This is a genomic window from Bradyrhizobium sp. LTSP885 (assembly GCF_000938305.1).
GTDB lineage: Bacteria > Pseudomonadota > Alphaproteobacteria > Rhizobiales > Xanthobacteraceae > Bradyrhizobium.
Genome location: NZ_JYMT01000042.1, coordinates 362,816 through 380,348 on the forward strand (window position 1 = coordinate 362,816; position 17,533 = coordinate 380,348).

The 17,533-nt window shown below is 64.6% G+C and carries 17 protein-coding genes and 1 tRNA gene; 15 read left to right on the forward strand and 3 right to left on the reverse strand.

The window, feature by feature from the left end:
• From UP09_RS37865 to UP09_RS30765, 12 genes are all read left to right on the forward strand, one after another.
• Positions 1-141: an anthrone oxygenase family protein gene (locus UP09_RS37865; RefSeq protein ID WP_156164855.1), complete on the forward strand. Its 141-nt coding sequence runs from the start codon at positions 1-3 to the stop codon at positions 139-141.
• A gap of 113 nt (positions 142-254) precedes the next feature.
• A complete protein-coding gene (locus UP09_RS30715) occupies positions 255-623 on the forward strand; it encodes a hypothetical protein (RefSeq protein WP_044542080.1) in 369 nt (122 codons plus the stop codon).
• Between the two features lie 254 nt (positions 624-877).
• Positions 878-952, forward strand: a tRNA-Asn gene (locus tag UP09_RS30720).
• Positions 953-1,083: 131 nt separating this feature from the next.
• Positions 1,084-1,263: a hypothetical protein gene (locus tag UP09_RS30725; protein ID WP_044542081.1), complete on the forward strand. Its 180-nt coding sequence runs from the start codon at positions 1,084-1,086 to the stop codon at positions 1,261-1,263.
• Between the two features lie 121 nt (positions 1,264-1,384).
• Positions 1,385-2,050: a protein-L-isoaspartate O-methyltransferase family protein gene (locus UP09_RS30730; protein WP_044542082.1), complete on the forward strand. Its 666-nt coding sequence runs from the start codon at positions 1,385-1,387 to the stop codon at positions 2,048-2,050.
• A 212-nt stretch (positions 2,051-2,262) separates the two neighbouring features.
• Positions 2,263-3,642: a TolC family outer membrane protein gene (locus UP09_RS30735; protein WP_044542083.1), complete on the forward strand. Its 1,380-nt coding sequence runs from the start codon at positions 2,263-2,265 to the stop codon at positions 3,640-3,642.
• A 313-nt stretch (positions 3,643-3,955) separates the two neighbouring features.
• The gene (locus tag UP09_RS30740; protein WP_044542675.1) at positions 3,956-4,690 is read left to right on the forward strand and encodes a PopZ family protein; all 735 of its coding nucleotides are present in this window, start codon (positions 3,956-3,958) and stop codon (positions 4,688-4,690) included.
• 247 nt (positions 4,691-4,937) lie between these two features.
• On the forward strand, positions 4,938-7,805 hold the full coding sequence (locus UP09_RS30745) for a valine--tRNA ligase (RefSeq protein ID WP_044542084.1): 2,868 nt from the start codon (positions 4,938-4,940) through the stop codon (positions 7,803-7,805).
• A gap of 528 nt (positions 7,806-8,333) precedes the next feature.
• Positions 8,334-9,380, forward strand: a complete 1,047-nt coding sequence (locus tag UP09_RS30750) for a hypothetical protein (RefSeq protein WP_044542085.1) — start codon at positions 8,334-8,336, stop codon at positions 9,378-9,380.
• Positions 9,381-9,444: 64 nt separating this feature from the next.
• On the forward strand, positions 9,445-10,581 hold the full coding sequence (locus UP09_RS30755; protein ID WP_082070351.1) for a phosphotransferase: 1,137 nt from the start codon (positions 9,445-9,447) through the stop codon (positions 10,579-10,581).
• On the forward strand, positions 10,582-11,601 hold the full coding sequence (locus UP09_RS30760) for a T3SS effector HopA1 family protein (protein WP_044542087.1): 1,020 nt from the start codon (positions 10,582-10,584) through the stop codon (positions 11,599-11,601).
• Entirely contained in the window at positions 11,598-12,920 is a 1,323-nt protein-coding gene (locus UP09_RS30765) for a lanthionine synthetase LanC family protein (protein WP_044542088.1), read from the forward strand. Before UP09_RS30760 ends, UP09_RS30765 begins: the two co-directional genes overlap by 4 nt.
• Positions 12,921-12,975: 55 nt before the next feature.
• Here UP09_RS30765 and UP09_RS30770 read toward each other — a convergent pair whose 3' ends face one another.
• Positions 12,976-13,581 carry a DNA-3-methyladenine glycosylase gene (locus UP09_RS30770; RefSeq protein WP_044542089.1) on the reverse strand — a complete coding sequence of 202 codons (606 nt, stop codon included), beginning with the start codon at positions 13,579-13,581 and terminating at the stop codon, positions 12,976-12,978.
• A gap of 132 nt (positions 13,582-13,713) precedes the next feature.
• Between UP09_RS30770 and lipA the strand changes: the two genes are divergently transcribed.
• From lipA to UP09_RS30785, 3 genes are read left to right on the forward strand one after another with little or no spacing between them, the layout of a single operon-like run.
• On the forward strand, positions 13,714-14,673 hold the full coding sequence (gene lipA, locus UP09_RS30775) for a lipoyl synthase (protein WP_044542090.1): 960 nt from the start codon (positions 13,714-13,716) through the stop codon (positions 14,671-14,673).
• A gap of 17 nt (positions 14,674-14,690) precedes the next feature.
• Entirely contained in the window at positions 14,691-15,230 is a 540-nt protein-coding gene (locus tag UP09_RS30780; protein WP_044542091.1) for a P-loop NTPase family protein, read from the forward strand.
• Positions 15,230-15,694, forward strand: a complete 465-nt coding sequence (locus UP09_RS30785) for a type II toxin-antitoxin system RatA family toxin (RefSeq protein WP_044542092.1) — start codon at positions 15,230-15,232, stop codon at positions 15,692-15,694. The genes UP09_RS30780 and UP09_RS30785 overlap by 1 nt, the downstream gene beginning before the upstream one ends.
• A 6-nt stretch (positions 15,695-15,700) precedes the next feature.
• Here UP09_RS30785 and UP09_RS30790 read toward each other — a convergent pair whose 3' ends face one another.
• Positions 15,701-16,300, reverse strand: coding sequence for a CinA family protein (locus UP09_RS30790; protein ID WP_044542093.1), 600 nt, complete (start codon positions 16,298-16,300; stop codon positions 15,701-15,703).
• Position 16,301: 1 nt separating this feature from the next.
• On the reverse strand, positions 16,302-17,513 hold the full coding sequence (locus tag UP09_RS30795; RefSeq protein ID WP_044542094.1) for a bifunctional 2-C-methyl-D-erythritol 4-phosphate cytidylyltransferase/2-C-methyl-D-erythritol 2,4-cyclodiphosphate synthase: 1,212 nt from the start codon (positions 17,511-17,513) through the stop codon (positions 16,302-16,304).
• Positions 17,514-17,533 lie beyond the last annotated feature (20 nt).

Consider the following 17,533-nt stretch of genomic DNA (forward strand, 5'->3'; position numbering starts at 1 on the left):
GTGGAGACTTGGTCAGACGATGGCGCGGCCGCGCCGGTCTGGGCCCGCTACCTGGCCGACTGGACCTTCTGGAATCACGTGCGGACGGTCGCCTCGACCGCGGCGACGGCGCTGTTCATCTTCGCGATATCAGCCCGGTAGCGGAGGGGAGGGGAGGTTCCGCATTTTGTGCACGATTTGTCCGCCTGCGAGACGATCGCTAACCAGGTGAACGCCGCACGCCGCTGTGCGACTCATCTCCAGGAGGATTTTTCATGAAGCATATCTTGTCGGCATTGCTTGTGATGGGAATTGCGCTGCTCACGGCACCCTCGCGCGCCGCTGACAACCGCAACGTCTCCGTCGTCAACGAGACCGGTTACGCGATCAAGTTTCTCGGCTTCAATGGGCCCGACGATGGCCTCGAAGAATGGGACAACGAACTCGAGGGCACTCTGAAGAACCAGGACTCCGCCTATGTCGAGTTCAACGACGAGGACGATGGTTGCGTCTGGAACATCAAGGTCGACTGGGCCAACTACGACGATTCGGTGCTCTGGAAGAACGTCAATCTGTGCAAGTTCAACGTACTGAGACTGCGCTACGATCCCGGCACCAAGACGACCTCGTTCCTCGCGGAGTGAGGGGGGCGGCCCGTGAGGGGCGAGAATCATCACGGCGCGGCAGGCTCGCCGCGCCGTTGGCATGCTCGGCGCCCCGGCGGAGAGCCGGCGGTAGGGCGGCGGGGCGGGGGCGAGCCGCCGCGCAAGGCGGCAAACCCTTGCACCGCTGGGGGTTTACCGTCCCTGTTAAAGTTGCGCGGGAGCCGCCATTTGGTTCTTTGCAAGGCCGGAAGGCTTTGTTATACGCTGCGCGCGCGAACAAATGTTTCGCCTATTCCTCGGTAGCTCAGCGGTAGAGCATTCGACTGTTAATCGAATGGTCGCTGGTTCGAATCCAGCCCGGGGAGCCAGTTCTGGCCCCATCGACAGCCCATCGCCGATCACAAGCCCGTGGCCTGCGGCAGATAGGTAAAATTAGTCGCCAAATCGACGTAATCGCCTTTGACGCTACGCCTCGCCGGGTTTTGAGAGGTGGTTTTGCATGTCCGTGAGCCTGATCGACCTGTCGATGTCACAGCCGACCCTCGTTCCCAGCGATATTCCCGTCATCAGCGACGACGAGTGCGTGCGCCGGCTGGCGAAAGCTGTCGAGGAGCACGATTCCGAGCATCTCGATGAAGTGGCCCGGCTGATCGGCCGGCTCGCCGTCACGATCGAATAGTGACTTGCGGCGCGCCCGGTTGAGATAACGGCGTGTTGCGTTTTGGCGGAGCCTGTTCCAAAAGATGGCCTTGTTCTAGCTTCTACAGCGGCAACGCCGCGCGACTTGCAGGGTCCCGCCAATGTCCGGTTTTTCGACCGCGCGCCAGTTTATGGTCGATGGTCAGGTGCGTCCGAGCGACGTCACCGACGAGCGAATCCTTGATGCCATGCTGACCGTGCCACGCGAGGCTTTCGTGCCCGACGGCAAGCAGGCACTGGCCTATCTGGACCTCGACCTCGACGTCGCCGCGAGCGGCGCGTCTAGGCGCTGCCTGATCCAGCCGGCAGTCCTCGCCAAGATGCTGCAGGCGGCCGAGATCGCGAAAACCGATCGCGTGCTGGTGGTGGGCTGCGCGACCGGGTATGCCGCAGCGGTCGTCGCGCGCTTCGCCGGGCAGGTGAGTGCGATCGAAAGCGATCCGGCCCTTGCCGCCAAGGCCGCCGCCGTGCTCGCCGAGGTCGGCATCCACAATGTCGGCGTGAAGGCCGCAGCTGCAGCCGATGGCGATGCTGCGGGAGCGCCGTTTGATGTGATCGTCCTCAACGGTGCCACCGAGGTCGTCCCGAGCGGGCTCTACAGCCAGCTCAAGGACGGCGGCCGGTTGGTCGGCGTCTTCGCCCTCGAGCAGCCGCCGCGCGCCAGCCTCGTGACGCATTCCCACGGCGATTTCGGGCACCGCGAACTGTTCGACGCGACCGCCCCGATTTTGCCCGGATTGGAACGGCTCCCCAGCTTCGTCTTCTGACCGCTAGTGCGCTGCGGCAGCTGATAAAATCCCGTTCTGAATCAGAAGTGTGGCCCGTTTGCCCCACGTGAAGAGTTTCCACCGCGCGCCGTTGCGGGGTAGTTCCGTTGCCCTTAGCTGCGGACTAAGGTGAGGCGGGACTCACTTCGTCTGAAGCGGCGTCCGGCCCGTGTTCTTGAGCCGGCGACTACAAAATGAATGGATTACCGGGGATGCGTGGGGTGAAAGTTGTCACCGCGGCTGCGATTGCCGTACTTCTGTTGGCTGAGATGGGCCCGGTGCCCGCTCTCGCCGATACAATCGAGGCCGCGCTGGTGCGGTCCTACCAGAACAATCCCCAGCTCAACGCCCAGCGTGCGCTGGTGCGGTCCACCGACGAAAACGTTCCGCAGGCGCTCTCGGGCTACCGTCCGAAGGCCTCGCTGACCCTAAGTGGCGGGGGGCAGTACACTGACGAGAATGTGCCTAGCACCGGCAAGCTCTCTGGCGCGCAGATCCCGCGCAGCGCGGGCCTGACGGTGAACCAGTCGCTGTACAACGCGCAGACCCCGGAACGGGTGCGTGCCGCCGAGAGCCAGGTGTCGTCGGCACGCGAGGGGTTGCGCGTGCTCGAGCAGACCGTGATCTTGAACGCGGCCACCATCTATATGGACTATCTCCGCGACGCTGCGATCGTGGAAGTTCAGCGCAGCAACACCCGCGTGCTCGAGCAAACGCTGAAGCAGACCCAGGATCGCTTCAATGTCGGCGAAGTAACGCGCACCGACGTGGCGCAATCCGAGGCGCAGCTTGCGGCAGGCCGAACTCAGCAACTGACCGCGGAGTCCAACCTCACGACGACGCGGTCGAACTTCCGCCGCATCATCGGCAACGAGCCGGAGAACCTCGCACCGGGCTCGCCGGTCGATCGCTTCCTGCCGGCATCGCTTGCCGGCGCCGTCGAGCTCAGCCTGACCCAGAACCCGAACGTGACAGCCGCGATGTTCGGCGTCGACATCAATTTCCTGCAGGTCAAGGTCGCCGAAGGCGCGCTGCTTCCGACGGTTGGGTTGCAGGCGACGGTGACCCAAGGCTACGAACAGCAGTTGTCGGTGAACCGCGCCTTCAATGCGGCGGCCCAGGTCCAAGTGTCGGTGCCGCTCTACCAGGGCGGATCAGAATACGCGCTGATCCGGCAGTCCAAGGAATCGCTGGCGCAGCAGCGTCTTGTGCTGGAACAGACGCGCGATCAGGCGCGCGCCAACACCGTCACCTTTTGGGGCCAGTTGGTCGCCGGCAAGGCGCAGGTGACGTCGGCGCAGTCGCAGGTGACGGCATCCGAGATCGCGCTGAATGGCGTGCGGGAAGAGGCTAAGGCCGGCCAGCGCACCACACTCGACGTGCTGAACGCTCAGCAGGCGCTGGTCAACGCCCGCAATGCGCTGGTGACCGCGCAGCACGACCGCGTCGTCGCGTCCTACAATGTGCTGAACGCGATCGGTCGGCTGTCGCCGCAGGTGCTCGGCCTGAAGACCAATGTCTACGATCCCGGCGTACACTACCAGCAGGTTCGCGACAGCTGGTCCGGCGTGCGCACGCCCGACGGCCGCTAACCGCCACATCAACGTCGCTTGCCGGGCCTAGTCTTCGGTTCTGAGTCAATCAGGACCAAAGACGGGCCCGTTTGCTTGCAATCGATAAATGCCCTGACATACCGTTTTATCGGGCAGCAAGGCGATTCGCGACGGGGCCTATCGCGTGGCTGGATGCGACGCCGGATGTGTGGGCGATGCTAGCCCGCAAGGCGTTGGGTGGGCTTGATCTGGGGACAAGTCGGGCGCGAGCGACGAAAATCTCGACCCGCATTATCGGAACCAGCGAATCCTCTGGGGCTTGGTGTAAAATGGTTTCGATGTGGAGTCGGCGATGACGCAACCTGCGAAGGTCCAAGAGCCCTCGATGGAGGAGATTCTGGCGTCGATCCGTCGCATCATTGCCGACGACGAGGCCAAGCCGGCCGCTGCCGAGAAGCCCGCGGCGGTTGCCGCGCCGCCGCCGAAGGTCGAGCCGCCGCCACCACCGCCTGCCAAGGCCGCGGTGAAGAGTTCTCCGCCCGCGCCACCGCCAGCCGCGAAGGCTGCCGCGGCGCCACCTCCGAAGCCGGTGGCGCCGGCACCGGCCGCAAGCAATGGCCAGGACGACATCGATGCGCTGTTGGCCAGCCTCGAAGAGGCGACCCCGGCGGCGGAGGTCAGGCCGCCACAGCCGGATGGCGACGTGTTCGAGCTCACCGACGACATGGCATTGCCGGACCCGGCTCCCGCGCCCGCGCCGTCGTTCCAGAAGGTCGAGCCGCAGGACGATGTCGAGTTCACGGAATCGGCCGCTGCCAGGTCGCTGAACCGGCAACCGTCTTATGAACCGCCGGCGATCGAAAGCGCGCCGGCACCGCCGATCATCTCGGGCACGACGATGCGGGCGGTCGAATCCGCCTTCAACTCGCTGGCCAACACCGTGCTGAGCAACAACGCGCGGACGCTCGAAGACCTGGTCAAGGAGATGCTGCGACCGATGCTGAAATCCTGGCTCGACGACAATTTGCCGGGGCTGGTCGAGCGCATCGTCAAGGCCGAGATCGAGCGGGTTTCCCGCGGACGGTAGGTCCAAGGGGCCTCCAGGGAGAGGCCCTGCGGCCCTCATTCAGCCACCCAGAACTGCCACAATTCGTCCTTTCGGCGCGCCGGTCGGTTGACTTGGTGCGTTCGGGCGGCTTTCTAGAGCGTTTTCAAGCGAAGCGGATACCGGTTCGCGTGAAGAAAACGCGTCAAAACAACAATCTAGAGCTCCGTTCCGATTCCATCGGAACGGAAATGGCTCTAGCCGTTTCCATGGTCCACAGCGCATTGTCATGATCGAGAAAAACTACCAGCCCGCCGATATCGAAAGCCGGATGTCCCGCATCTGGGAGGAGAGCGATGCGTTCAAGGCCGGACGGCCCGAGCGCAAGGATGCCGCACCCTTCACCATTGTGATCCCGCCGCCGAACGTGACCGGCTCGCTGCACATGGGCCACGCCCTCAACAACACGTTGCAGGACATCCTGTGCCGCTTCGAGCGGATGCGCGGCCGCGACGTGCTCTGGCAGCCCGGGACCGACCATGCCGGCATCGCGACCCAGATGGTGGTCGAGCGGCAGCTGATGGAACGCCAGGAACCGGGCCGGCGCGAGATGGGCCGCGCCAAGTTCCTTGAGCGGGTCTGGCAATGGAAGGCGGAGAGCGGCGGCACCATCGTCAACCAGTTGAAGCGCCTCGGCGCATCCTGCGACTGGTCGCGCGAGCGCTTCACCATGGACGAGGGCCTGTCGCGCGCCGTCGTCAAGGTGTTCGTCGAGCTGCATCGCGAGGGGCTGATCTACAAGGACAAGCGTCTGGTCAATTGGGACCCGAAGCTGCTCACCGCGATCTCCGATCTCGAAGTGCAGCAGGTCGAGGTCAAGGGCAGCCTCTGGTACCTGCGCTATCCGATCGAGGGCAAAACTTTCAATCCCGACGATCCGGCGAGCTTCATCGTGGTGGCGACCACGCGTCCCGAAACCATGCTGGGCGATACCGCGGTCGCGGTGCATCCGGACAATGAACGGCTCGGCCATTTGATCGGCCAGCACGTCATCCTGCCACTGGTCGGCCGCCGCATTCCCATCATCGGTGACGATTATGCCGATCCCGAAAAGGGGTCGGGCGCAGTCAAGATCACGCCGGCGCATGACTTCAACGATTTCGAGGTCGGCAAGCGCCACGGCCTGCCGCAGATCAGCGTGCTCGACCAGGAGGGCTGCCTCACCCTGGTCGACAACGAGGACTATCTGCGCGGCCTCCCCGAAGGCGCTTCGCAGCTCGCCGAGGAGTTTCAACAGATCGAGCGCTTCGCTGGGCGCAAGAAGATCGTGGCGCGGCTGGAGGATTTCGGCTTCCTCGAACGGATCGAACCGAACGCCCACACGGTGCCGCATGGCGACCGCTCCGGCGTCGTGATCGAGCCCTATCTGACCGACCAGTGGTATGTCGACGCCAAGACGCTTGCGCAACCTGCGATGGCGGCGGTGCGCTCGGGCGAAACCACGTTCGTGCCGGAGAACTGGGGCAAGACCTATTTCGAGTGGATGGAGAACATCCAGCCCTGGTGCATCTCGCGCCAGCTCTGGTGGGGCCATCAGATTCCCGCCTGGTACGGGCCCGACGGCAAGGTGTTCGTCGCCGAGACCGAGGAAGAGGCGGTCGGCAATGCGCTCGGCTATTACGTCGAGCAGGAGGTCATCACGCCGGAGCAGGGCCATGAGATGGCCACCGACCCGGCCCAGCGCGAGGGCTTCATCACGCGTGATGAAGACGTGCTCGACACCTGGTTCTCGTCCGCGTTGTGGCCGTTCTCGACGCTCGGCTGGCCCGACGACACGCCGGAATTGAAGCGCTACTACCCGACCAACACGCTGGTCACGGGCTTTGACATCATCTTCTTCTGGGTCGCCCGGATGATGATGATGGGCCTTCACTTCACGAAGCAGGCACCGTTCTCGACCGTTTACATCCACCGCCTCGTCCTCGACGAGAAGGGCGCGAAGATGTCGAAGTCGAAGGGCAACGTCATCGACCCGCTCGGCGTGATCGACGATTACGGCGCCGACGCGTTGCGCTTTGCGCTGACGCGCGAGGCGGCGCAGGGCCATAACATCCGCCTGTCGCCGCACCTGGTCGAGACCAATCGCAATTTCGCGACCAAGTTCTGGAACGCCTGCCGCTTCGCCGAGATGAACGAATGCGTCAAGCCGGACGATTTCGATTCCAGGGGCGCAAAGGAGACCTTGAACCGCTGGATCGCGCACGAAACTTCGCGGGCCACCCGTGAGGTGACCGAGGCGATCGAGGGGCATCGCTTCAACGACGCTGCCGGGGCGATCTACCGCTTCGTGTGGAACGTGTTCTGCGACTGGTATCTCGAGCTGGCAAAACCGGTGCTGATGGGCGAGGAGGGCGCGGCGAAATCCGAGACCCGCGCCATGGTCGCCTGGACACGCGACGAGATCCTGAAACTATTGCATCCGTTCATGCCCTTCATCTCCGAAGAGCTGTGGGCGGTGACCGCCAAGCGCGACGGCCTGTTGGTGCTCGCGTCCTGGCCGCGCAAAGCGACGGCCCTGACCGGCGAGCAACTGGCGTCGATGGTGATGGCCGGGCCGAATGGCGAGATCATTCCGCCTGTTATCGTCCCAATCGATGAGGATGATTTCACCGATCCCGCAGCCGAGGCCGAGATCGGCTGGGTGGTCGACCTCGTTACTGCGATGCGCTCGGTGAAGGCGGAAATGAACATCCCGCCGTCGACGCTGACCCCGCTGATGATAGCTGACGCGTCCGACGAGACCAGGGATCGCGCGCAGCGCTGGAACGACACCATCAAGCGACTGGCGCGGCTGTCCGATATCTCCTTCGCCGATCGCGCTCCAGAGGGCGCGGTCCAGGTGGTGGTGCGTGGCGAAGTCGTCGCACTGCCGCTGAAGGGCGTGATCGATCTCGCCGCCGAGCGGGCGCGGCTGGAAAAGGAAGCGGCCAAGGCCGACGCCGACATCAAGCGCGTCGATGCAAAGCTCTCCAACGAGAAATTCGTGGCCAATGCGCCGGAAGATATCGTCGAGGAAGAGAAGGAAAAGCGCGAGGCGGCCGTTGCGCGCAAGGCCAAGATCGTCGAGGCGCTGGAGCGCCTGAAGAAGGCCATCTAGAGCATTTTCGAGCGAAGAGGACACCGGTTCGCGTCAAGAAAACGCGTCAAAACGAGAATCTAGAGCAGGACGCGCAGCCGTCGGCAAATCGGCGGCTCTTGTCGTCACACTGGCGTCACACCGATCCCGGCCACGAGTCGCCACATCGCGCACGCCATGATTGTATCACAATAATGTTTCCAGCATCGTGCAGCGGTCGCGGATCGGAAGCGAACTCGTTGTTGCGGCGGCGACATTTCGCGCCGGCGTTCGATTTAAACGCGGAGGTAGCAAATATTGACGCATGCATCTCCGCGTGAGATGTTGCTAACGATTTCTATCGGCGCGACTTCGAACCGTGTGCGAAGTGATGGCCGTGATTTTTGAACGACCATCGATTTTTATTGCAAATGTGCCCGTCATCGGCGCGACACCAGCTCGAAACGAACAAGCACGCTTCTAGCCGCCATAGCGATCGGGATGCTCCGTCTCAGTTCCGCGGTTCCGGCTGAATGGGACGTGGCGATTTTTACCTGGAGGTTTTTGTCCATGGCCGATTTCGTCGACAAGATTGTCAAAGATCCAAAGAATCCGCCGGCAACCGTGATGTTGTCGGGCTATCTCGGGGCCTCATCAGAGGCCGATCACACGCGGCTTTATTTTGATCCGAGCCTGAGCAGTTACGTCGACATTCCGAACGCCGACATCCTGCACCAGCAGGACGCAAAATCCGATGACGGGCTGCAGGCGAGCCACGTCTGGATCGCGCGCAGCGCCCAGCTCATCCACGGCGCCCCGGCTGCGGACAAGCCCAAGGGAACGTTCCTTGAGGGAGCGATCATGCGGGATCACATCGCCGCGGCCGCCGGTGGCGGAGTTGGCGGTGGTCAGGCCGCGTGGCCGGTGACGATGGACCCGTTCCAGTGTCCGCACACATTCGTCGTGTGTCACCACACCCAGTTCAGCCCAACGGCAACGGCAATACCAACGCACGTGATCTGCAACCTGCGAACGCTCACGCCGGCCTGTCATCATACGCTCGGGATCGTCTGCCTGCCGCGCACCGTCGCTGATCCCGGCTGCCTTGCCTCGGCCAATATCGCGTGCCCAAGCATTGGCGCCTGTCCGTCGATCGCGTGCGGCGATCCGGGACAGCAGGCCGGCACGCCACAGGTTGCCGCCGCGGCGTTCCCGCCGATCCAGACGCCGACGCTAAGCTCCGGGGGCCTTGCCTGTCCGACTTCCCATTGCGGCGGCCCTGTCCATCACACGATGATAGCGCAGGCGGCGATCCCAACGGTGTTGGTTGGGGGGATCTGCCCGTCCTTTGGCTGCCATCCCCCGGTTCACCACACGATGATGCAGCAGATGGCGATCCCGACGGTGTTGGTCGGGGGGATCTGCCCGTCCTTTGGCTGCCATCCCCCGGTTCACCACACAATGATGCAGCAGATGGCGATCCCGACGCTGTTGGCGGGAGGGCTCTGTCCGACCTTTGCCGTGCATTGCGGTGACGGCGGTGGCCAGCACACGATGATGCAGTTCATGCCGAACAATCCCGGCTACAGCACCTGGTACATGTGCCCACCGCGATAGGGCAGCCACGTTCCACTGACGACAACGATGTCCGCTGGCGCCTGCTGCGCCGACGGACATCGCCATGAGGCCTCAACAGTCCTGCTCAGGCGCGCACGGCCCCCGCATGATCCTGTCGCGAAGCAACGTCGTTCACTATCTGCTCGATCAGGGCCTGCTCAGCTATGGCACGGTGGTCAATGACGACCTCACGGTTGCCGACAGCACGCGGCGAAATCGAAACTTCAAGGTGCTGCGGGGAGCCGAGCAGGGCTTCTTCATCAAGCAGATCCAGACCTTCGACCCACCGACCGTCGCAACGCTCGCGGCCGAGGCGGGCTGTTACCAGCTCGCGCGCGAGGTGCCGGAATTGTCCGCGCTCGCGGCGATCGTGCCGCGTGATCTGCTCTACGACCGGCAACGCCATATCCTGGTGACCGGACTGCTTCCGAGCGCCGAGTCGCTGATGGAACATCACCGACGGCTCAACGCCTTTCCGGTGGATGTGGCGCGATTGTTCGGCGGACAGCTCGGCCGGCTGCATCGCGAGTCATTGCCGCCGCTGGAGGGACGCCCTGAAGCCTCGCTGTTTCATCGCCAGCCGCCATGGGCGCTGTCCAGCCACCAACTGGGCACGTTCGGCGCGCTCAACGGCGCCAGCAGCAAGCTGTTGCAGATCCTCCAGGACTATCCGGATTTCCAGCGCACGCTCGACGAGATGCGCGGCGACTGGCGGTGCGAACGGCTGGTGCATGGCGATCTGAAATGGGAGAACTGCGTGGTCTATCCGTGTCGTTCCAACGACGGCAAGCTGGACGGACGGATCGTCGACTGGGAGCTTGCCGATATTGGCGATCCCGCCTGGGATGTCGGCGGAATGCTGCAGGCCTATATCTGCTTCTGGATCCTGACGATGCAGTTCCATGCCGATGTGCCGCTGACCACCGTCGAGCAGAGCGCGCCGCATCCGATCGCGGGCATGCAGCCGTCGATCCGCGCGTTCTGGGCGGCGTATGTCGCCGAGCTGAGGCTCGAATCCGCGGCAGCCGACACCATGCTGATGCGCAGCGTCAAATACGGCGCCGCGCGCATGATTCAGACCGCCTATGAAGCGATGCAGTATTCGGCGCAGATCTCACCCAGCGCGCTGGCGCTGCTTCAGGTCAGCCTCAACATCCTGAAGGAGCCGAAGCGCGCCGCCACGCAGCTTCTGGGATTGTGAATGCAGCAGGCATTGGAAGTTGAGTTGACGGCGATCGTGCAGGCGGTGGCGTTCCCGGTGCCAGGCCTCGTTACGTTCGCCGGGCGCACGGCACCGCACGCCGCTGCGGCAGCGGCGCCAACGGGTGTGCCGGACGGCACACCTCTGGTCGCTCAGTTGCAGTCTCTGTTTTACGAGTATTGCTACTGCCGCCGCTTCAATGGCGCCGCGCCGGATCGTCTCGCGGTGCCGTTGGCCAGCGATGACCTGGCGCCGGCGCTCTCGGTCGCGAATGGTAGCCGCGATCGCTGGGACGCCGGGTGGCAATTGAAACAAACCTTGCCGAATGGCCAGATCGTCGCGGTCAAGGGCGCGATGACGCGCATGGCGTGGCCTGGTGAGTTTCATGCGCATGGTGCGCCCGGCGTGCCGCCGCAGCCTGGCGCCGAGATCAGCCTGTTCGCCCCCCGCGAGTCGCTGCTGTCGCAACCGGGCTTCTATTTCGCGTTCGGCGAGACGCTGGCCGATCAGCAGGAAGATTTTGGCGTGGTGCGGTTCTACTGGAACACCACCGTGCAGGGCGCTCCGCGGCTGGTCGGCGCGATCGCTGCGGCGCTGAACCGCTTCGCGGTTCCGTTCCGCTTCAAATGCCTGCGGCTGCCCTCGCAGTATGACCGCACCGATGCGGCTGTTCTTTACGTGGCGCGGCGGCACCATCGCATCATCACGCTGCTCGCGCCCGAGATTCATGCCGCCGTGCGTCAGGAACTGAAGCCGGCAACACCGCTGTTCTCAAAGCCGCTCGCCGACGGCCTCGGCTTTGCCGAGGATCCGCGCACCGGCGAAAGCTTTGGCATGCACCGCTGCCGGTTGATGGCGGAGGCGGTCTGTCGCGCACATCAGCGCGGGCACGAGGCCGGCGAAGTACGCCTCCGCGAGATCGCCGAAGCGTTTGCAGCCGCGGGGTTGTCGCTCGAACGCCCATATCTCAACATCGGCTCGGCCGACCCATATGATTTCGAGGAGCTGCGGGCAGCATGACGACCTCGCGCGACGAAGCCTTTCTCGAGGTTGCGGCGCATCTCGGCCGCCGTCTGTGCCGCGACGCGCTTTGGGCCGGCGGGCGCTGCAACTGGCTCGGCGACTCCATGGAGTTCATCGACGGGGGCTGGAACGTAGCTCATCGCTCGCTCGGCGCCGATCTCTATGGCGGCACCAGTGGCATCGCGCTGTTCCTGGCGAGGCTGTACAGCCTGACACCCGATCCCGCGTTGCGCGCCACCGCGCTCGGAGCCCTCGCACATGCTCATGCGCATGCACAGAAGATCCCGACAGCGCTGCGTCTTGGGCTCTACACCGGATCGACCGGCATCGCCTATGCGACGGCGATCGCCGGCGAAACCTTCGAAGACCAGGCCCTGATCGACAGGGCCTGCGACATGCTTGTCGAAGCGACGGCCGGCGAGGATGACGATGTCACGCTGGATGTGCTCGCTGGTGCGGCCGGCGCCATTGTCGCGCTGATCGATCTGCGGCACCTGGCAAGGCACGACCTCGTGACGATCGCGCGCCGGCTCGGCGAACGGCTCGTGGCGCGCGCCAAACGAGGCGAGGGCGGCTGGTCATGGGGCGGCCCTGCAGGGCACGCCGAGCGCAATCTGACAGGCTTCTCGCACGGTGCCGCGGGCATCGCCTGGGCGTTGCTGGAATTGTCCGCGGTGACCGGCGAGGCGCGCTTTCGCGACGCGGCCGAGCGCGGCTTTGCCTATGAGCGGCAGTGGTTCAGCAAGACCCATCAGAACTGGCCCGACTTTCGCGCCGACATCCCGACGCCGGCCGGTCAGCCGGGCTTTATGATGGCCTGGTGCCATGGCGCGCCGGGCATTGGCCTGTCGCGGCTGCGCGGCTATCAATTGACCGGTGATCCGACGATGCGCGGCGAGGCCGAGGCTGCGATGCGCGCGACGATGCGGACGCTGGCCGACCCGAATGTCGGTTCGCAATTCGATTTCACGCTGTGCCATGGCCGCGCCGGCAATGCCGAGTTGTTCGTCACCGCCGCGCAATTGCTCGATGATCCGACCGCACGCGCCGTTGCTGAAGGCGTCGGGCGCTACGGCATCGAAACCTATCGCCGCAAGGACCTGCCCTGGCCTTGCGGCGTGCCGGGCGGCGGCGAGACGCCGAACCTCCTGCTCGGGTTAGCCGGTATCGGTCATTTCTACCTGCGGCTCTACGATCCCGAGAGCGTTTCGTCGGTGCTGATCCCGCAGCCAAGGCACGTCGCGGAGCTGCGCAAGCTGGTTGCGATGCCCACGACCCCGCCTTCCAGCGCGCAGCCGCTCCGCCATCAGCTCTAGATGTTTTGACGCGCTTTCTTCACGCGAACCGGCATCCACGTCGCTTGAAACCGCTCTAGGTGGACGCAAACTTCTTGCTGAGAAACTTGGACCCCTTCACGCCGTAGCGCCAGGGCAGGTCGACGGCTTTGGTGAGGCCGATCCGCACCCCCGTGGCGATCTCGGGCGTCTCGGTGCGCGCATAGAGCGCATACGGCAGACGGTCGAGCGGCAATTCGCTGTGGGCAATCGTGATGCCGAGCGCCTCGCAGAGCTTGCCGGGGCCGGAGCACAACGCGTGCTCGTCGCCGAGCCCGCGCCGCCGGCGCATCGCGGCTAGGCCGTGGGTCGGCTCCAGCGCGCGGATCAGCACGGCGCTGGCGGAGCCGGCCTTCTCGCAGACGAAGTTGACGCACCAATGGATACCATAGGAGCGGTAGACATAGGAAAAGCCCGGCGGGCCGAACATCACCTGGTTGCGCGGCGTCGGTCCGCGGTACGAATGGGCGGCTGGCTCGCTGTGATGATAGGCCTCGACCTCGACGATGAGGCCCCCGACGCCGTCGACCAGCAACGTCGTGCCGATCAGGTCGGGCGCGACCTCGTGGACGCTGCGGTCGAAGAAGGACCGTTTCAGCGGCTTGCCGAGGCGTGGCGCGGTCGATTTGGGTTTTTGAGCCATTTTGAGGTGGGAATCGGAATGGAACAGGTACGAGGGTGCCAATAATGTGCACACTCTGCTAGAGTTTGACAGCCGGGTTGCAGGCCGCGCCAACACGGATTAGCTAAGCTCTCTCGCGACTTGCAGGCACCTATGGTCACCATCGTCGATACCATTTCCACGACCCCGTTGCGCCCGCGGCACCCCGAAAAGGTGAACCGGCCCGACGCCGTCTCGCCGCCGAAGCCGGACTGGATACGGGTCCGCGCGCCGAACACGCGCGGCTATGCCGACACGCGCAAGATCGTGAAGGAGAACGGCCTCGTCACGGTCTGCGAGGAAGCAGGCTGCCCGAATATCGGCGAATGCTGGGACAAGAAGCACGCCACCTTCATGATCATGGGGGACACCTGCACGCGGGCCTGCGCGTTCTGCAACGTCAAGACCGGCATGCCCGGCGCGCTCGACCTTGCCGAGCCGGAGCATGTCGCCGAAGCGACCTTCAAGCTGGGGCTCGCCCACATCGTCATCACCTCGGTCGACCGCGACGATCTCGCCGATGGCGGCGCGGAGCATTTTGCACAGACCATCCGTGCCATCCGCGCGCGCTGCCCGACCACCACGATCGAGATCCTGACGCCGGACTTCCTGCGCAAGGACGGCGCGCTGGAGCGCGTGGTCGCGGCCAAGCCCGACGTGTTCAACCACAATCTGGAAACCGTGCCGTCGCGCTATCTGGTGGTTCGTCCCGGCGCCCGCTACTTCCACTCGATCCGGCTGTTGCAGCGGGTCAAGGAGATCGACCCGACCATCTTCACCAAGTCAGGCATCATGGTCGGCCTCGGCGAGGAGCGGCACGAGGTGTTGCAGATGATGGACGATCTGCGCTCGGCCGATGTCGATTTCCTCACCATCGGCCAGTATCTGCAGCCGACCCGCAAGCACCATGCCGTGATGAGTTATGTGACGCCGGACGAATTCGCGGGCTATGAGCGCGTCGCCTACACCAAGGGCTTTCTGATGGTGTCGGCGAGCCCGTTGACCCGCTCGTCGCATCATGCCGGCGAGGATTTCGCCAAGCTGCAGGCGGCGCGCGTGGCCCGCGGCCGCTAGATCCCCGGGTTACATCGATGCAACGCGTTCTGGTGATGGGATCGTCAGGGTCCGGCAAGTCGACGTTTGCGCGGGGGCTTTCCGATATCACCGGCATTCCGACCGTGTCGATCGATGCGCTGTTCTGGAAGCCCGGCTGGGTCGAATCCGAGCGGGAGGAATTCCAGCGCCGCATGACCGAAGCGGTGCAGCAGCCGCGCTGGATCATGGACGGAAACTTCACGACGCACGGCGCAGGCGAGTTGCGCCGGCAGCTCGCGGATACGATCATCTGGTTCGACCTGCCGCGGTCGACCTACATGTTCGGAATTCTCCGGCGGATCGCGGGGAGCTATGGCCAGGTCCGCCCGGAGATGGCGGAAGGCTGTCCCGAGAAGATCGACCTCGAATTCTTCCGCTACGTCTGGACCTATCGACAACAGCAGAGACCCAAGCTTTTGGACTATTTTCAAGGCCTGCGCGCCGATCAATCGCTGGTGTGTTTTACCGATCGAGCCCAGGCGGGCGCTTATCTGAAGGACCTCGCGCGCCAGCAGAATCGTGCGAGTATCCACTGATGCCGCGATTCCAAAGCAAGCGGCGGGTTCACCACACCGCGCCGCAAATGTTCGATCTGGTCGCCAACGTCGAGCGCTATCCGGAATTCGTGCCGCTGTGCCAGTCGCTGAAGATCCGCCAGCGCACGCCGAGGGACGATGGCACCGAAACCGTGGTCGCCGACATGACCGTGTCGTTCAAGCTGGTGCGGGAAACCTTCACCAGCAAGGTGACGCTCGACCGGCCCAATCTGAAGATCCTGGTCGAGTATCTGAGCGGCCCCTTCAGCAATCTCGAGAACCGCTGGACCTTCGAGCCGAAGTCGGAGACCGATTGCGATGTCGGATTCTACCTCGCCTATGAATTCAAGAGCCGGATGCTGGCGATGCTGATGGGCTCGATGTTCGACGCCGCATTTTCACGATTTGCCTCGGCGTTCGAGAAGCGCGCGGATCAGGTCTACAGGAAGCCGGCCGTCACATAGCGCGACTCATCCCCGCGGCGTCCGCCGGCGTTTCACGGCGTGGCTTCGCGGCGAACGGGCAACCCGCGGCCGCAACCGGCTGACAGCTTCGCGGCGAGGCTTGGTGGCCTGCGGAGGACGCGCCAGCTCGATCAGCATGCGCAGGGCCTCGACCACCGAGCGCTGGCGTACGGTGCTGCGGCCGATCGCGCCAAACCGCTGCTCGCGGTGGATGATGCGGCCGTCGCGCGATGCGACGGCAAAGTGGACCAATCCCACCGGTTTGCCCGGCGTGGCGCCGCCCGGGCCCGCGATACCGGTAATTGAGACTGCAAGGTCGACGCCGGCTTTTTCCAGCGCGCCGACCGCCATCGCGGTCGCGGTTTCCTTGCTGACCGCGCCGAAGGTCTCGAGCGTTGCCGCCTTGACGCCGAGCATCGCCCGTTTGGCCTCGTTCGAATACGTGACAAAACCCCGGTCGATCACGTCGGACGAGCCGGGAATATCGGTCAGTGCGCCCGCGACGAGGCCGCCGGTGCAGGATTCGGCAGTCGCGATGGTCAGCTTGCGCATTCGGCACAGGTCGAGCAGCGAGCGGGAGAGGGCACGCGCGTCGCTCCCGCCCATGTTATGCGCTCCGGCCTTTGTCGTCCCAACCTTTATCATCCCAAGGAAGACGGATGGTCGCGCTCGCGGTCGCCGCGATGCCTTCCTCGCGGCCGGTGAAGCCGAGCCGCTCGCTGGTGGTTGCCTTGACCGCCACGCGCGAGATGTGGACGCCGGAGATCTCCGCGATCCTGGCCCGCATGGTGTCGCGCAGCGGGCCGATCTTGGGTCGCTCGCAGATCATCGTCACTTCGAGATTGGCGATGCGCCCGCCGCGCGCAGTGACGCGCTCGACGGCGTATTTGAGGAACTGGTCGGAGGAGGCGCCCTTCCATTTGCTGTCACTCGGCGGGAAGTGCGAACCGATATCGCCGTCGGCCAGCGCGCCGAGGATGGCGTCGACCAGCGCATGCAGTCCGACGTCGCCGTCGGAATGGGCCAGGAAGCCCCTCGTGTGCGGAACGCGCACGCCGCAGATCATGACATGGTCGCCGTCGCCGAAGGCGTGCACGTCGTAGCCGGTGCCGGTCCTGATGTCGCCGAGCTGGCTTGCCAGCCGCGCTTCCTCGCGCACGAAGTCTTCAGGGGTGGTGAGTTTCATGTTGGCAGAGTCACCTTCAAATGTCGCAACCGTCAATCCCGCCCATTCCGCCAGCGCCGCGTCGTCGGTGAAATCGCTGCGGCCCTCGCGCGCCGCACGGCGATGCGCCTCCAGGATCACGTCAAAGCGAAAGGCCTGCGGCGTCTGCGCGATCCGCAGGCGGGCACGGTCCGGGGTCGCCTCGACGTCGCCGGTCGCGCCTGCGACCTTGATCGTGTCGGTGACGGGGATCACGGGGATCGCGGCGCCGGTGCGACCGGCGGCCGATATCGCGCGCGAGATCACCGCAGGGGTGACGAAGGGGCGGGCGGCGTCGTGGATCAGCACGATGTCCGGCTTCTCGGTCGCGAGCGCCTCAAGCCCGGCATGTACTGAAGCCTGGCGGGTCGCGCCACCTGGGGTGGGCGGCTGATGCCGGAGGCCGGCAACGGCGTCCTGGAACAGCGCGGTGTCATCCGGATTGACCACGGGCTGCACGGCAAACACGTCCGGATGCCCGGAGAAAGCCTCCATGGCACGGTAGATCACCGTCTGTCCGCCGATCGTCCGGTATTGCTTCGGCCCACCCGCGCCAGCGCGCAGTCCGCGCCCAGCTGCGACAAGAATGGCTGCGGTGCGCTCAGGCTTCGGCATTTTGAACCAGTGTCAGACGA

Bases quoted from the DNA above. Each gene is read 5' to 3' on its own strand.
- UP09_RS30715 (WP_044542080.1), top strand. From the start codon at position 255: ATGAAGCATATCTTGTCGGCATTGCTTGTGATGGGAATTGCGCTGCTC.
- UP09_RS30725 (WP_044542081.1), top strand. From the start codon at position 1,084: ATGTCCGTGAGCCTGATCGACCTGTCGATGTCACAGCCGACCCTCGTT.
- UP09_RS30730 (WP_044542082.1), top strand. From the start codon at position 1,385: ATGTCCGGTTTTTCGACCGCGCGCCAGTTTATGGTCGATGGTCAGGTG.
- UP09_RS30735 (WP_044542083.1), top strand. From the start codon at position 2,263: ATGCGTGGGGTGAAAGTTGTCACCGCGGCTGCGATTGCCGTACTTCTG.
- UP09_RS30740 (WP_044542675.1), top strand. From the start codon at position 3,956: ATGACGCAACCTGCGAAGGTCCAAGAGCCCTCGATGGAGGAGATTCTG.
- UP09_RS30745 (WP_044542084.1), top strand. From the start codon at position 4,938: ATGATCGAGAAAAACTACCAGCCCGCCGATATCGAAAGCCGGATGTCC.
- UP09_RS30750 (WP_044542085.1), top strand. From the start codon at position 8,334: ATGGCCGATTTCGTCGACAAGATTGTCAAAGATCCAAAGAATCCGCCG.
- UP09_RS30755 (WP_082070351.1), top strand. From the start codon at position 9,445: ATGAGGCCTCAACAGTCCTGCTCAGGCGCGCACGGCCCCCGCATGATC.
- UP09_RS30760 (WP_044542087.1), top strand. From the start codon at position 10,582: ATGCAGCAGGCATTGGAAGTTGAGTTGACGGCGATCGTGCAGGCGGTG.
- UP09_RS30765 (WP_044542088.1), top strand. From the start codon at position 11,598: ATGACGACCTCGCGCGACGAAGCCTTTCTCGAGGTTGCGGCGCATCTC.
- UP09_RS30770 (WP_044542089.1), bottom strand. From the start codon at position 13,581: ATGGCTCAAAAACCCAAATCGACCGCGCCACGCCTCGGCAAGCCGCTG.
- lipA (WP_044542090.1), top strand. From the start codon at position 13,714: ATGGTCACCATCGTCGATACCATTTCCACGACCCCGTTGCGCCCGCGG.
- UP09_RS30780 (WP_044542091.1), top strand. From the start codon at position 14,691: ATGCAACGCGTTCTGGTGATGGGATCGTCAGGGTCCGGCAAGTCGACG.
- UP09_RS30785 (WP_044542092.1), top strand. From the start codon at position 15,230: ATGCCGCGATTCCAAAGCAAGCGGCGGGTTCACCACACCGCGCCGCAA.
- UP09_RS30790 (WP_044542093.1), bottom strand. From the start codon at position 16,300: ATGGGCGGGAGCGACGCGCGTGCCCTCTCCCGCTCGCTGCTCGACCTG.
- UP09_RS30795 (WP_044542094.1), bottom strand. From the start codon at position 17,513: ATGCCGAAGCCTGAGCGCACCGCAGCCATTCTTGTCGCAGCTGGGCGC.